This is a genomic window from Streptomyces sp. NPDC096079, from assembly GCF_040303145.1.
Classification (GTDB): Bacteria; Actinomycetota; Actinomycetes; order Streptomycetales; family Streptomycetaceae; genus Streptomyces.
On sequence record NZ_JBEOST010000010.1, the window covers coordinates 166,304 to 179,627 of the forward strand.

Consider the following 13,324-nt stretch of genomic DNA (forward strand, 5'->3'; position numbering starts at 1 on the left):
GCGGGCCGTGCGCCCGCGACCTGGGACGAAGAGCCGCGTCAAGCCCCAGTTCCGGCCGGTGCCGGGAGAAGCCACGTTTCGCCGGTCCCCGGCCGGATAGTTTCGAGTCGGTCACAGGCGCGGGCCGGAAGATAACGCTCCGGCACCTTCTCGCGAGTCCACGGGGGAGCTCATGGCGATTCAGCAGCGGGCGGAACGCACGAGACAGGAGATCCTGTCGTCGGCCGCACGGGTGTTCGACAGGGTGGGCTACGAGCGGGCCTCGCTGGCCCGGATCGCCGGCGAGGCGCGGGTGACGACCGGCGCCCTGGTCTTCCACTTCGCGACCAAGTCGGACCTGGCGACCGCGGTGCGCGGGCGGGCCCGCGCGGCCACCCGGGTCACGGTCGAGTCGGCCTGCTTATCCACCGAGGGAGTGGGCGGCACCGCGATCGACAAACTGGTGATCACCACGCACGCGCTGATCCGGCTCTTCGAGACCGATCACGTGGCGCGGGCCGGAGAGCGCCTCTCCCGCGAGCTGCAGTCCCCCGGCCCCGGGCCGGGCCAGGAGTGCCCCTGGCGGCGCGAGGTGGGCCGGCTGGCCCGGTACGCGGTCGCGGAGAAGGCCCTGCGGCCGGGCGTGGACGCGACGGCGGTCGCGGCACTGATCGGTTACGTGATCACCGGGGTCGAGCTGGAGATGCGCAACCCGAGCGCCCCCGACGACGCCCTGTGGGCCGCGGAGAGCGGCGCCCTGCACGACCCGGCCGAGGAACGGCTGCGCCGCATCTGGGAGTTGATCCTGCCGGGCCTGGTCCACCCGGCGGCCCCGGCGCGCCCGAAGCCGTCGAAGGCGCCGTCGCCCGGCCGGTCGGCGACCGCCTCCTGACTGCAGCAGCTGACGGGCGAAGACCGTCAGCGACCGCCTCCTGACTGCAGCAGCTGACGCGCGAAGACCGTCAGCGAACGCCCGACGCGCTCGGCCGACAGGCCGAGTTCGTGCCGCTGGAACTGGAAGAGCTCCGGCGACAGCGGACTGAGCGCGATGTCGATCAGCGGATCCGGGTCCTCGATCCCGTGGTCCACCAGCAGGGTCCGGACGTGGACGCGCCAGAAGCCGTACGCGCCCGTCCGGAACCGCGCGGGGCCGGTCTCCGCCCCCAGCGCCAGCGGCAGGTGCCGCTCCAGCAGGTCGAGCATCGCCAGATAGAACGCCGCGAGCCGCTCCCCCGCCGGTGCGCCGGGGCCGAGCGGCGGCGGCCCGTAGATGAGCTGCCCCTGGAGCCGGCGCTCGTGCTCGTCGAGCAGCGCCACGGCCACCGAGGACGGATCGGGGAAGCTCCGGTAGAGCGTGGCGCGGCCCACGCCCGCGGCCTTGGCGATCCGGTCCATGGTGACCGACCGGGGATCCTGCTCGGCGAAGAGCCGCTCGGCCGCGGCCAGGATCTGGGCACGGTTGCGCTCCGCGTCCGCGCGTCTGCGCGGGGCGACCGGCTGGTCGTCCGCGGCCTGCAGATCACCGAGGAGTCCGCCGACCCGGTGCACGGAGCCGGCTCCTCGACCTCGCTGCTCTTCCTCGCTCATGGACCAGACCTTACTTCCCCTGGGGCTAAGTGGACACCTTGTCCGTTTGCCATGTTGCATGGCATGCTAAACGGACTCAGTGTCCACTTACCCGCTCGCCATCCCGCCCCAGGGAGATCCAGATGCACACCGCGCTTCTCGCCGCGGCCCTGCTGGTCGGCTGCCTCCTGGCCGTCCAGGCCTCGGTGAACCTCCAGCTCAACTCGGCCGTCGGCACCCCGTACGGCGCCTCGACCATCCAGCTCGGCGTGGCGACCACGCTGCTCGTCGTGCTCGCGGTGGCCGCCGGCGCGCTCGGCGCACTCGGCAAGCTGCCCGACGTGGAGTGGTGGCAGCTGCTCGGCGGACTCGCCAGCCCCCTCTACATCACCAGCGGCATCCTGCTGTTCCCACGGCTCGGCGCCCTCGCCGCCGTCGGACTCTTCGTCACCGGCCAGATGTTCGCCTCGCTCGCCCTCGACCTCTTCGGCCTCCTCGGCCTGAAGCAGAAGGACCTGAGCGCCGGCATCGTCATCGGCGCCCTCGCCGTCCTCGCGGGCATCGTCGTGATCATCCGGGGCATGAAGGCCGCGGCCCCTCCCGGCGCCCCCAAGATGTCCAGCGCCGGCCGCGCCGGCTGGCTCGCCCTCGGCATCGTGGCCGGCGGTGTGCTGCCGGTCCAGGGCGCCGTCAACGCCCAGCTGCGCGCCCAGCTGAAGGAGCCCATCACCGTCGCCGTGATCAGCTTCGCCGTGGCGACCTTCACCATCGCCGTCGTCCTGCTCGTGCTCTACGCGACCCGGAAGACCCCGAAGCCCAAGATCGCCCCGCTGAAGAAGATGCCCTGGTGGGGCTGGCTCGGTGGCGCCTGCGCCGCCGCGTACGTCACCGGCACCTTCCTGCTGATCCCCACCATCGGCGCCGCCGTGACCATCGCCCTGACCGTGACGGGACAGCAGCTGACCTCGGCACTGATCGACCACAAGGGCCTGTTCAAGCTCCCCCAGCGCTCCCTGACCAAGCCGCGCGCCCTGGGCCTCGCCCTGCTGATCGCCGGATCCCTGACCATCCAGCTCGTCTGACCGAGGCCGGCGCCTCCCCCGGGCCCCCGCCCGGGGGACCCGGCCCCTCGGCGCCTCGCGAAAGGCTGCTCATGAAGACGCCCTACACCGCCGGGCCGGACATCCACGTCCTCCCCTCGGCCCTGCCCATCCCCGGCCTCGGCGACCAGCCGGTGAACGCCTTCCTGCTCCGGTCAGGACAGCCGATCCTCGTGGACACCGGCATGCCCGTCGACCGGGAGGGCTTCCTGGACTCCCTCTGGTCGCTCATCGAGCCGGCCGACCTCCGCTGGGTCGTCGTCACCCACGACGACCGCGACCACACCGGCGCCCTGGCCCGGATCCTGGAGGCCGCGCCGCGGGCGAAGGTGCTGGCCAACGCGATATCAGTGACGCGAATATCGGAAGAGTTCAGCATTCCGCAGGAACGGGTAGTAACCGCGAACCCGGGAAGTCGCGTGAAAGTCGGCGATCGTGAGCTGAGTTTTCACCGGCCGCCCACCTTCGATTCACCCGGAACTCTCGCAGTGTTCGACCATTCCGATGGAACGCTCTACAGCTCCGACAGTTTCGGCACCGTCGTCGAAGAAATTCGCCAGGACTTCACCGACCTTTCCGAGGAGGAATTCTTCCACGGCTTCGAGGTCCTGAACCGTGCCATTGCCCCGTGGACCGCACTGGTCGACGAGGCCAAGTTCCTCCGCCCCGTGCACGAGCTGGCCGCACTGCGCCCCACGCGGCTGCTCAGCGCCCACGGGCCGACCGTCGAGGAGGCCTCCGTACCCCGCCTCTTCGACGCCATGGCCCGCATCCCGTCCCTGCCCGCCTGGCTGCCGGACGCCGACCTCGACCTCGAGGCGGCACTGGACGCCCATGAGTCCGACGCCGGCTGAGCCCCCCTCGGCCCGCACACCTGAACAGAGGAGAACCATGTCCGACCCGACCACCGCCGATCTGACCCCGCCGCGCGGAGTCGTCACCGTCTTCTCCGACATCTGGTGTTCGTTCGCGCACATCGCCATCCACCGGCTGCACGCCACCCGGGCCCGCCTGGGCCTGGAGGAGCAGGTCTCCTTCGACCTGCGCGCCTTCCCCCTTGAGCTGCTGAACGACGCCCCGAGCCCGCGCCCCGGCACGGACAGCGAGGTCGCCCGGATGGCCAGCCTGGAGCCGGCCGCCGGATGGCAGCTGTGGCAGGCCAAGGACTGGCTGTACCCGTCGACGACGCTGCCCGCCCTGGAGGCGGTGCTCGCCGCGAAGGAGCAGAGCCTCAACGCCTCCGAGCAGCTGGACCTCGGACTGCGCCGGGCCTTCTGGGCCGAGTCGCGCTGCATCAGCCACCGCAAGGTGATCCTGGACGTGGCCGCCGAGACGGGCGCCGTCGACGTCGACGCCCTCACCGAGGCGCTGGACGACGGTCGGGCCCGCAGGACCCTCTCCGACCAGGCCGCGCTGTCGAAGAGCGACCGCGTGAACTGCAGCCCCCACCTGTTCCTGCCCGACGGCTCCGACCACGCCAACCCCGGCATCGACGTGGGCTGGGAGGGCGCGTACGGCATCGGCTGGCCGGTCATCGCCTCGGACGACCCGAAGGTGTTCGAGGACATCCTGCTGCGGGCCGCCACTGAATAGTCGAACAAGCCGCCAAAAGCGGCCGCATAAAAGGAACGACGGCCAGGCATTCCTGTGACAGGAATGCCTGGCCGTCGTTCCTTTTTTCACCTCCGCAGAACATCGCGGTGATTATTAATTGCGTGACCCGGCCGTTATTCGCAAGGCCGCTCGAAGCTCTTAAAGTCGTTCACGCCGCCGGAATTCCGGACGGAGATTCGTATCGACAGCGGGAGTTCTTCATGTCGTTGACCGACAAGGCAGACGTCAGCACCTTCGTCGACCTCACCCAGCACGAGATCGAGGCTCTGAAGACCCGGTTCAACCTGGCCGACGCGCACACGCACCAGCGCCAGTCCGCCTCGCAGGAGCGGATCGTCTCCCGGCTCCCCGAGCTCTGGCACGAGTCCGAGTCCAAGCAGCAGGCCCACTTCGAGCGCCAGTTCGTCGACGCCTTCTTCCGTCTGCACCAGCAGCCCACCGCCCGGGCGATGGACCGGACCCTGCTGTCGTACTCCGCGAGCGTCTCCACGATGGTGGCCGGCATGTTCCTCAAGCAGCGCGGGATGTCCGTGCAGCTGGTGGAGCCCTGCTTCGACAACCTGGTCGACCTGCTGCGCAACATGCAGGTGCCGCTGGGGCCGGTCGACGAGTCCGTGCTGCACGACAAGGGCGCCATCTACGAGCGTCTGGTCGAGGCGATCGACGCGGACGCCATCTACCTGGTCGACCCGAACAACCCGACCGGTTTCACCCTGCTCGCCGAGAAGCTGGAGGGCTTCGCCGAGGTCGTCCGCTACTGCGTGGACCACAACAAGGTCCTGGTGATGGACTTCTGCTTCGCCTCCTTCGCGCTCTGCGACGAGGGCATCGGCCGCGTCGACATCTACAAGCTGCTGGAGGAGTCCGGCGTGACCTACATGGTCATGGAGGACACCGGCAAGACCTGGCCGATCCAGGACGCCAAGTGCGCCATGATCACCGCCAGCCGGGACATCCAGGAGGAGGTCTACAACCTCCACACCAGCGTCCTCCTGAACGTGTCGCCCTTCGTCCTCAACATGGTCACGCAGTACATCGAGGACTCCATCGAGGACGGCTTCGCCTCGGTCCGCGACATCATCAAGACCAACGGCGACGCCGCCCGCGCCGCCCTCAACGGCACCATCCTGGAGTTCCAGGAGCCGGTCGTCGGCACCAGCGTCGCCTGGTTCCGCATCAAGACCGAGGACCTCACCGCCACCCAGCTCCAGGCCGTCCTCTTCGACGAGGAGGTGTACGTCCTGCCCGGCACCTTCTTCTACTGGAACACCAAGGAGAAGGGCGAGCGCTTCGTCCGCCTGGCCCTGGCCCGCGAGCCCGAGGTGTTCGCCGGCGCCATGGAGCGGATGCGGAAGGTGCTCGAGCGCTATGCCGGCTGACGCCACCACCACCGCGCCCGAGGCGACCGAGCACGCCCCCACGGTGTTCATCGACGCCACGCTCTTCATGGGCATGCACAGCCGGGACGACCAGGTCCGCACCGCCGCCAAGGCCTTCTTCGCGGACCGGCTCGCCGCCGGGGACGCCGGCCGGGTCGTCATGAACTGGGAGCAGGTCGGCCGCTGCGACGACCTCGTGTGGGGCTACGAGCGGGGCGTGCAGGACGACTACTACCCGTTCATGGACGTCCTCCACACCGACCTGGCCATCGACCGGGTCCCGTACGACCTGGAGGACCTCCGGCGGGCCTTCACCACCCCCGAGCTCGACGGACTGCCCACGCACGAACGCCTGCTGATCGCCCAGGTCATCGGCCACGGGGGCGTACTGCACACGGCGAGTCCCCGGCTGCTGAAGGCGGCCGACGGACTGCCCGTCGTGCCACTGGGCGCCGGCGCGGAGCCCTCGTTCCCCGCGTACCTGGAGGACCTCTACCAGCGCTCGCTGGTGCTGACGGTCGACTCCGACACCCTCTGAACATCTCCGAAGGGCACTCCACTCATGCCTGAGTCCTACTCCGGGACCGTCGTCCCCCTGATCACCCCTCTCGACGAGCACGGCACCGTCGACGAGCAGAGCGTCGTCCGGCTCCTGGACCACATCCGGGCCGAGGTCACGGGCCTGATGCCGGCGCTGACCTCCGGCGAGGGCTGGAAGCTCGACGCCCGGCAGTGGCAGGACGTCGTCACGTACACCGTCAAGCACGCCGGCGGCCTCCCGGTGCTCGCCGGGATCCAGCTCCCCGACACGGCCTCGGTGGTCGACCGGGCCCGCACGGCCGCCGAGATCGGCGCCGACGCCGTCGTCGTCACCACGCCCTTCGGCGCCGACGTCACGCAGGACCAGATCGTCGAGCACTACCGGACGATCCGCGCGGCCCTCGACATACCGATCTTCCTCTACAACGAGGAGGCGCTGTCGGGCAATCGCATCGAGTTCGAGACCCTGATCCGGATCTGCAAGGAGATCCCCGGGATCGTCGGGATCAAGGAGTCGAGCGGCGACGCCGCCTTCACCCGCCGGATGGCCGAGGCCGGCACGGGCATCCCCGTCTTCGAGGGCTGGGAGAACCTCCTCGTCGACGCCCGCGGCATCCAGGGCTTCATCGGCCCGCTGGCCAACCTCGAGCCCAGCCTGTGCAACGCGATGCTCGTCGACCCGACCCCGGACCGCCAGGCGGAGATCAACACCGTCTGCGAGAAGTACGGCGTCTTCCGCGACGACTGGTACCGCTGGGTCAAGAAGGAACTGCACGCGCGCGGTGTGATCAGCTCCCCCACCACGCACGAGGAGGTCGAGGCGGCATGAGCACCACCCCCGCCTCCCCCACCGCCTCCTCCGTCCCGGTGGCCGCGCACTCGATCGCGGCCCCGGCCGCGACCGCGCAGCGCGAACTGCACGCCCTCTACCGGCGGGTGCCCAACCTCGGCGACTACGGCTCGATGACCGCGATCGAGGAGCGGTGGATCCTGCCGAAGGCGCGGGCGTACGAGGCCTCCGCGCCGAAGTTCGGCTCGGCCGGCGAACTGCTCCAGGCGCTCAAGGAGTTCCTCGCCGAGGAGGAGGCCGCGCTCCCGGAGAGCGCGACCTTCCTCGCGGAGCACGCGACGCTCGACCAGTTCAAGGTGATCGTGCGGGAGTTCGCGCTCGACGGGCTCACCGAGTCCGAGTCGCTGCTCCCGGTCGTCCCCCGGCTGCCGTACCGCTCGGCGATGGCGGTCTTCCGCGTCCTCATCGACGAACTCGGCTGCGGCAACGAGGAGAAGGCGCACTCCCAGCTCTACCGGGACCTGCTCACCGAGCTGGGGATGAGCCTGGAGCTCGACGACTACCTCGACGACACGTCGCCGGAGTGCTACGCGTACGTCAACATGTTCCACTGGCTGGCGAGCCGGGCGTCGTCCCCGCAGTACTTCCTCGGGGCGTACGCCTACTTCGAGACCAGCGTCCTGTACGCCTTCCAGGCCTTCGCGCGGGCCGCGCGGCGGCTCGGCATCGTCCACGACGCCTACTACACCGAGCACCTGTACATCGACTCGTACCACAGCAACCACATGCGTACGGCGATCCGGGCGCTCGACGAGCCCGACTTCGCGAAGATCTGGGCGGGCGTGCGGCTGGCCTCCGACATCGTCGGCGAGGCCCAGGAGACCGCGATCGCGCGGGCGCGGGAGACCGTCGCATGACGGCCGTGCCCGCCGGGCGGCGGAGCTCCGGCGAGCCCGTCGTCCGCCAGGTGACCGAGGACCTGGTCCTGGTCGAGGTCGGCGGCCGCAAGGTCCTCGCGGCCGCCCTGTGCCCCCACCGCGGGGGCCGGCTGAAGTACGGCAGGGTCGACGGGGACAGGCTGCGGATCACCTGCCCCCTGCACCACACGACCTTCGACCTGACCAGCGGCGAGCGCACCTCGGGGGCGGCCTGCGCCGCCCTCCGGGTGGTCGACGTGCTGCCCGGTCAGGACCGTCCCGAAGAGCTCGCCGGGGGCGCCTCATGACCACCACTCCGACCGGGGCGGCGTCCGGCGTGACGCCGCCCCGTGCGGCGGTCGACCACGACGGCATCGCGCCGGTGCCCGAGGCGGAGCGCACCTCCACGCCGGGTGACTTCGGCTGGATCTGGCCCTCCGCGCAGTTCTCGTTCGGCACCGTGGTGCTCGGCGCGCTGCCCGTGGTCTTCGGCCTCGGCTGGTGGGCGGCGGCGAGCGCGATCGCCGCCGGCGTCGCCGTCGGGACGGCGCTGCTCGCGCCGCTCGCCCGCTTCGGCGTCCGCACCGGCACCAACGATCCGGTGTCGAGCGGGGCGCACTTCGGAGTGCGGGGCAGGGTCGTCGGCAACGTCATCACGGTGGTCACGGCACTCGGGTTCTTCGCGATCGCCGTGTGGACGGGCGGCACGGCCGTGATGGTCGCGGGCCACCGGCTGTTCGGCACGCCGACGGGTCCGGGCGCGCTGACCCTCGCGATGTTCGTGACGGCGGCCGCGGTCGCGCTGGTCGCCGTGCGCGGCCACGAGACGCTGGTCCGCACGTACAAGATCACGGCCGTGACCGGCGGCGCGGTCCTGCTCGGCACCGCGCTCGTGCTCGCGCCGAAGTTCGACGCCGGGTACGCCGGCGGGAGCCTGGCGCTGGACAGCACCCTGCAGACCTGGCTGCTCGCGGCGACCGCGTCCGCGACCGTGCCCCTGTCGTACGCCACCTTCCAGGGCGACTACACCCGCTACATGCCGGCCGGAACCCCCACGGGCCGGGTGGTACGGGCCAGCGGCGTCTCGATGTTCCTCAGCAGTCTCGCGGCGCTGCTCACCGGCGCGTACGTGACGACGCTCTTCCCCGTGCCGGACGAGCCGTGGCTGCAGGGGCTCACGGACGCGGTGCCGGGCTGGTTCGCCGTGGCGGTGGTCGTGTTCGGCTTCCTGGGCACGCTGCCGCAGGCCGGACTGTGTCTGTACGCGGCCGGTCTGTCCGCCAACTCGGTGTTCTGGCGCTCCTCGCGGGCCGCCGTGACCACGGTGGTCGCGCTGCTCGCGGCGGCCGTGCTGTACCTCGGGGCGGTGGTGTACGACGCCATGGACGCCATGTCGGCGTTCGTGACGCTGCTCCTCACGGTCGTGGCCCCGTGGGCGGCCGTGCTCTCCGTCGGGTACGTGCTGCACCGGGGCCGGTACGACGCGGAGGCACTGCGCTCGTTCACCACGGGCGGCGGCGGCCGGTACTGGTACACGGGCGGGGTCAACCCGAGGGCCGCCGCGGCCTTCGTGGCCGGCGCGGCCGTCGGGATCCTGTGGGTCGACAACCCGCTGTACACCGGCCCGTTGACGGGCGTCACCGGTGGGGTCGACCTGAGCCTGCCCGCTTCCTTCGTGGTCGCCGCCGTGCTGTACGGGGCCCTGTGCCGGGTGTGGCCGGAACCCCTGCTGCCGCCTTCACGAACGTCGAGGTGATGTCATGTCTGAGCCAGCGGTCCGGTTGACGGTCCGGTCCGTCGTCGACGAGGCGGAAGGCGTACGGGGCCTGCTCCTGGCGGATCCCACGGGCGCCGACCTCGCGCCCTGGGAGCCCGGCGCGCACCTGGAGGTGACGCTGCCGTCCGGGGCGGTCCGGCACTACTCGCTCTGCGGCGACCCGGCGGACCGGAGCACGTACCGGCTCGGCGTGCTGCGGGAGCCGGCGGGCCGGGGCGGCTCCGAGGAGATCCACACCTCCGTCGGGGAGGGGACGGTCCTGGAGGTCCGGGGTCCCGTCAACCGGTTCCCGCTGGTGCCGGCCGAGCGGTACCTGTTCCTCGCGGGCGGCATCGGCATCACCCCGCTGCTGCCGATGCTGCGCTCCCTGCCGCCGGGGTCGTGGTCCCTGCTGTACGGCGGCCGGAGCCTCGCCTCCATGGCGTACCGCGCGGAGCTCTCCGCCCTCCCCGGGGTCACGCTGGTCCCGCAGGACACGGCGGGGCTGCCCGACCTGGACGGCGTCCTCGCCGGGCTGCCGGCGGACACGGCCGTGTACTGCTGCGGCCCGGAGGGGCTGCTGAGGGCGGTCGAGGACAAGTGGGCCGGGCCGCTGCACCTGGAGCGGTTCGGCGCGGCCCCGGCGCCGGCGGCCGCGCCGGACGCGTCGCCGTCCGGTGAGGAGGGCTTCGAGGTCGAGCTGCGGCGGACCGGGCGGACGCTGCGCGTGGAGCCCGGCCGGACCCTGCTCGACACCGTGCGGGAGGTGGTGCCGGGTGTGGCGTACTCCTGCGAGGAGGGCTGGTGCGGCACCTGTGAGACGAAGGTGATCGCCGGGACGCCCGAGCACCACGACACCGTCCTCGGTGAGGACGAGAAGGCTGCGGGGGCGACGATGATGATCTGCGTGGGCCGCTCGCGCGGCGAGCGGCTCGTCCTCGATCTCTGACCCGCTCCCGAGGGTCGGACCTCGGAAGCCCGTACCGGACACCCCCGCCGGTACGGGCTTCCGCGTGCCGTGGATCAGAAGACGACCAGGGCGCGACCGCCCTTGCCCGCGAGCAGGTTCTCGAAGGCGCCGGGGATGCCGTCCAGGCCGATCCGCTCGGTGACGAGCGCGCCGAGGTCGAGCCGGCCGGCCCGGATGTGCCCGGCGAGCACCGGGAGGTCCTCGGCCGGGTTCGAGTTGCCGTAGACGCAGCCGGCCAGGGTGCGGCCCCAGTGGAAGAGCTCCAGGGCGTTGAAGGTGACCTGCTGGTCCTTGCCGCCGATGCCGACGACCGTGGTCCGGCCGCCGCGCCGGGTGGACTCCCAGGCGGTCCTGATGGTGACCGCGCGGCCGACGCACTCGACGGCCACGTCGACGCCCTGACCGCCGGTCAGCCGCCGGATCTCCTTGGCGGTGGTCTCGGAGGCGACGACGTACTCGGTGGCCCCGGCGGCCCGCGCGAGCGCCTCCTTCTCCGGGGAGACGTCCACGGCGACGATCGTCGACGCGCCGGCGATCCGGGCTGCCTGGAGGGTCGCCAGGCCCACTCCGCCGACGCCGAAGACGGCGACGGTCTCGCCCTCCCGGACCCGGGCGGAGTGGTGCACGGCGCCCCAGCCGGTGAGCACGGCGCAGCCGAGCAGGGCGGCGTCGGTGAGCGGCACGCCGTCGGGGACGGGCAGGACGCAGTTCGCGGCGACGACCGTCTCCTCGGCGAAGGCGGCGACGTTGAGCCCGGGGTGGAGCTCGGTGCCGTCCTCGGTGCGGGCGTGGACGTTCGCCGCGCCGGTCAGGGCGTTCGCGCAGAGCCAGACCTCGCCCAGCGAGCACGGGTGGCAGCCGCCGCAGGAAGGAGCCCAGTTGAGGACGACTCCGTCGCCGGGGGCGACGTGCGTGACGCCCTCGCCGACGGAGACGACGGTGCCGGCGCCCTCGTGGCCGAGGACGGCGGGGACCGGGACGCGCATGGTGCCGTTGGAGAGGGAGAGGTCGGAGTGGCAGACCCCGGCGGCGGCGAGCCGGACCCGGACCTGGCCGGGTCCGGGCTCGGGGAGTTCGATGCCGGTGATCTCCAGGGGAGAGCCGACGGCGGGCAGGACGGCGGCGCGGATCACGCGTCTCTCCTCTGTTCCTGGATTCCTAGAACTGCAGGGACTTGGTCGTGAGGTACTCGGCGAGGCCGTGCGCGCCGAGTTCCCGCCCGACGCCGGACTGCTTGAACCCGCCGAAGGGGGCCAGCGGGTTGAAACGGCCCCCGTTGATGTCGACCTGGCCGGTCTCCATGCGGCGGGCGAAGGCGACGGCCGCCTCGGGCTCGCCCCAGACGGCTCCGGCGAGGCCGTAGACGGTGCCGTTGGCGAGGGCGAGGGCCTCGTCCTCGTCCTCGTACCGGAGCAGCGAGACGACCGGGCCGAAGATCTCCTCCCGGGCGATGGTCATCTCGGGGGTGACGTCCGCGAACACGGTCGGCGAGACGTAGTAGCCGGTCTCGCGCGGGGCCTCGGGGCCGCCGGCGACCAGCCGGGCGCCCTCCTCGATCCCCTTCTCGATGTAGCCGCGCACGCGCTGCTGCTGCTTCGCGTTGACCAGCGGACCGACGCGCTCGCCGGGGACGTACTTGGCGACGGCCTCGGCGGCGAGCGCCACCGCCTCCTCGTAGCGGTCGGCGGGGATCAGCATCCGGGTCCAGGCGCTGCACGTCTGGCCGGAGTTGGACATGACGTTGGCGATGCCGACGGCGACGGCCTTGGGGAGGTCGGCGCTCGGCAGGATCACGTTGGCGGACTTGCCGCCGAGTTCGAGGGCGACCCGCTTGACCGCCCCGCCCGCGACGGCGCCGATGCGGCGGCCGACGGCGGTGGAGCCGGTGAAGGAGACGAGGTCGACGTCGGGGTGCTCCGCGAGGGCCTGCCCGGCGACCGGGCCGAGGCCGGTGACCAGGTTGAAGACCCCGGCGGGCAGACCGGCCTCGTGGACGGCCTCCGCGAACAGCTGCGCGGTGAGCGGGGTGTCCTCGGCGGGCTTGAGGACGGTCGTGCAGCCTGCGGCGAGGGCCGGGGCGACCTTGGCGACGATCTGGTGGAGCGGGTAGTTCCAGGGGGTGATCGCGGCGACGACGCCGACGGGCACGGCGTAGACGGTGGAGTTGCCGACCTTCTCCTCGAAGGGGTGGGTGGCGGCGAGTTCGGCGTACGAGCCGGCGACGGCGATCGGGAGCCCCGCGTGGACGGCGGCGGCGAGCTGCGGCGGGGCGCCGAGTTCGGCGGTGACGGTGGCGGCTATCTCCTCCGCGCGGGCGGCGAGCGCGTCGCGGAGGGCGGCGATGCGGGCCGCGCGCTCGGCGGGCGGGGTGGCGGCCCAGCCGGGGAGCGCGGCGCGGGCCGCGCGCACGGCGGCGTCGACGTCCTCGGCGGTGCCCGCGGGGACGTGGCCGATGACCTGCTCGTCCGCCGGGTTCAGCACGGGGATGGTGTCCGTGGAGGAGGCGGGGCGCCACTCCCCGCCGATGTACATCGCGTCGTGGGCCTTCATCCGCTGTCTCCTCACGTGCCTGCCTGCCTGCCGACCGGCACGCCACCGGCCGGTTCGTCGTCCGACCCAAACTAGCGCTGTTAGTTTTTCGGCGCCAGGGTCCGCCGGAGTGCCCCCGGTCTCACCCGGGAGCCGGCGGGGGGGTGCCGCTCGATCGTGCCGC

14 protein-coding genes are annotated in these 13,324 nt (G+C 71.9%); 11 read left to right on the forward strand and 3 right to left on the reverse strand.

The annotated features are described in order from the left end of the window. The first annotated feature begins 172 nt into the window (after positions 1 to 172). Positions 173 to 871 (forward strand): TetR family transcriptional regulator, encoded by a 699-nt coding sequence (locus ABTY59_RS21610; protein ID WP_352020619.1) that lies wholly within the window; start codon positions 173 to 175, stop codon positions 869 to 871. Between the two features lie 26 nt (positions 872 to 897). Here the strand turns inward: ABTY59_RS21610 and ABTY59_RS21615 are convergent, their stop codons facing one another. Continuing rightward, positions 898 to 1,566 carry a TetR/AcrR family transcriptional regulator gene (locus ABTY59_RS21615; RefSeq protein ID WP_352020620.1) on the reverse strand — a complete coding sequence of 223 codons (669 nt, stop codon included), beginning with the start codon at positions 1,564 to 1,566 and terminating at the stop codon, positions 898 to 900. 122 nt (positions 1,567 to 1,688) lie between these two features. Here ABTY59_RS21615 and ABTY59_RS21620 point away from each other — a divergent pair, with 122 nt between their 5' ends. The 10 genes from ABTY59_RS21620 (at position 1,689) to ABTY59_RS21665 (ending at position 10,590) form a co-directional block, all read left to right on the forward strand. Beyond that, positions 1,689 to 2,627, forward strand: coding sequence for a DMT family transporter (locus ABTY59_RS21620; RefSeq protein WP_352020621.1), 939 nt, complete (start codon positions 1,689 to 1,691; stop codon positions 2,625 to 2,627). 71 nt (positions 2,628 to 2,698) lie between these two features. After that, positions 2,699 to 3,499 (forward strand): oxygen-binding di-iron domain-containing protein, encoded by an 801-nt coding sequence (locus tag ABTY59_RS21625; RefSeq protein ID WP_352020622.1) that lies wholly within the window; start codon positions 2,699 to 2,701, stop codon positions 3,497 to 3,499. Between the two features lie 37 nt (positions 3,500 to 3,536). After that, a complete protein-coding gene (locus ABTY59_RS21630; RefSeq protein ID WP_352020623.1) occupies positions 3,537 to 4,238 on the forward strand; it encodes a DsbA family oxidoreductase in 702 nt (233 codons plus the stop codon). Between the two features lie 221 nt (positions 4,239 to 4,459). Then, complete coding sequence (locus ABTY59_RS21635; RefSeq protein ID WP_352020624.1) at positions 4,460 to 5,638, forward strand: aminotransferase class I/II-fold pyridoxal phosphate-dependent enzyme; 1,179 nt, start codon at positions 4,460 to 4,462, stop codon at positions 5,636 to 5,638. Then, positions 5,628 to 6,176: a DUF6190 family protein gene (locus ABTY59_RS21640; RefSeq protein ID WP_352020625.1), complete on the forward strand. Its 549-nt coding sequence runs from the start codon at positions 5,628 to 5,630 to the stop codon at positions 6,174 to 6,176. Before ABTY59_RS21635 ends, ABTY59_RS21640 begins: the two co-directional genes overlap by 11 nt. Before the next feature lie 24 nt (positions 6,177 to 6,200). Next, positions 6,201 to 7,007, forward strand: a complete 807-nt coding sequence (locus tag ABTY59_RS21645; protein ID WP_352020626.1) for a dihydrodipicolinate synthase family protein — start codon at positions 6,201 to 6,203, stop codon at positions 7,005 to 7,007. Next, complete coding sequence (locus ABTY59_RS21650; RefSeq protein ID WP_352020627.1) at positions 7,004 to 7,885, forward strand: iron-containing redox enzyme family protein; 882 nt, start codon at positions 7,004 to 7,006, stop codon at positions 7,883 to 7,885. Before ABTY59_RS21645 ends, ABTY59_RS21650 begins: the two co-directional genes overlap by 4 nt. Next, positions 7,882 to 8,193 carry a Rieske (2Fe-2S) protein gene (locus ABTY59_RS21655; protein ID WP_352020628.1) on the forward strand — a complete coding sequence of 104 codons (312 nt, stop codon included), beginning with the start codon at positions 7,882 to 7,884 and terminating at the stop codon, positions 8,191 to 8,193. The genes ABTY59_RS21650 and ABTY59_RS21655 overlap by 4 nt, the downstream gene beginning before the upstream one ends. Then, positions 8,190 to 9,641, forward strand: coding sequence for a purine-cytosine permease family protein (locus tag ABTY59_RS21660; protein WP_352020629.1), 1,452 nt, complete (start codon positions 8,190 to 8,192; stop codon positions 9,639 to 9,641). The genes ABTY59_RS21655 and ABTY59_RS21660 overlap by 4 nt, the downstream gene beginning before the upstream one ends. A gap of 4 nt (positions 9,642 to 9,645) precedes the next feature. Further along, positions 9,646 to 10,590 (forward strand): PDR/VanB family oxidoreductase, encoded by a 945-nt coding sequence (locus ABTY59_RS21665; RefSeq protein WP_352020630.1) that lies wholly within the window; start codon positions 9,646 to 9,648, stop codon positions 10,588 to 10,590. A 74-nt stretch (positions 10,591 to 10,664) separates the two neighbouring features. On the opposite strand, the gene ABTY59_RS21670 is transcribed toward ABTY59_RS21665, so the two are convergent. After that, on the reverse strand, positions 10,665 to 11,744 hold the full coding sequence (locus tag ABTY59_RS21670; protein WP_352020631.1) for a Zn-dependent alcohol dehydrogenase: 1,080 nt from the start codon (positions 11,742 to 11,744) through the stop codon (positions 10,665 to 10,667). 25 nt (positions 11,745 to 11,769) lie between these two features. Further along, positions 11,770 to 13,161 (reverse strand): aldehyde dehydrogenase family protein, encoded by a 1,392-nt coding sequence (locus ABTY59_RS21675; RefSeq protein WP_352020632.1) that lies wholly within the window; start codon positions 13,159 to 13,161, stop codon positions 11,770 to 11,772. Positions 13,162 to 13,324: the final 163 nt, after the last annotated feature.

Coding starts and splice junctions, on each gene's coding strand:
- ABTY59_RS21610 (WP_352020619.1), top strand. CDS start 173: ATGGCGATTCAGCAGCGGGCGGAACGCACGAGACAGGAGATCCTGTCG.
- ABTY59_RS21615 (WP_352020620.1), bottom strand. CDS start 1,566: ATGAGCGAGGAAGAGCAGCGAGGTCGAGGAGCCGGCTCCGTGCACCGG.
- ABTY59_RS21620 (WP_352020621.1), top strand. CDS start 1,689: ATGCACACCGCGCTTCTCGCCGCGGCCCTGCTGGTCGGCTGCCTCCTG.
- ABTY59_RS21625 (WP_352020622.1), top strand. CDS start 2,699: ATGAAGACGCCCTACACCGCCGGGCCGGACATCCACGTCCTCCCCTCG.
- ABTY59_RS21630 (WP_352020623.1), top strand. CDS start 3,537: ATGTCCGACCCGACCACCGCCGATCTGACCCCGCCGCGCGGAGTCGTC.
- ABTY59_RS21635 (WP_352020624.1), top strand. CDS start 4,460: ATGTCGTTGACCGACAAGGCAGACGTCAGCACCTTCGTCGACCTCACC.
- ABTY59_RS21640 (WP_352020625.1), top strand. CDS start 5,628: ATGCCGGCTGACGCCACCACCACCGCGCCCGAGGCGACCGAGCACGCC.
- ABTY59_RS21645 (WP_352020626.1), top strand. CDS start 6,201: ATGCCTGAGTCCTACTCCGGGACCGTCGTCCCCCTGATCACCCCTCTC.
- ABTY59_RS21650 (WP_352020627.1), top strand. CDS start 7,004: ATGAGCACCACCCCCGCCTCCCCCACCGCCTCCTCCGTCCCGGTGGCC.
- ABTY59_RS21655 (WP_352020628.1), top strand. CDS start 7,882: ATGACGGCCGTGCCCGCCGGGCGGCGGAGCTCCGGCGAGCCCGTCGTC.
- ABTY59_RS21660 (WP_352020629.1), top strand. CDS start 8,190: ATGACCACCACTCCGACCGGGGCGGCGTCCGGCGTGACGCCGCCCCGT.
- ABTY59_RS21665 (WP_352020630.1), top strand. CDS start 9,646: ATGTCTGAGCCAGCGGTCCGGTTGACGGTCCGGTCCGTCGTCGACGAG.
- ABTY59_RS21675 (WP_352020632.1), bottom strand. CDS start 13,161: ATGAAGGCCCACGACGCGATGTACATCGGCGGGGAGTGGCGCCCCGCC.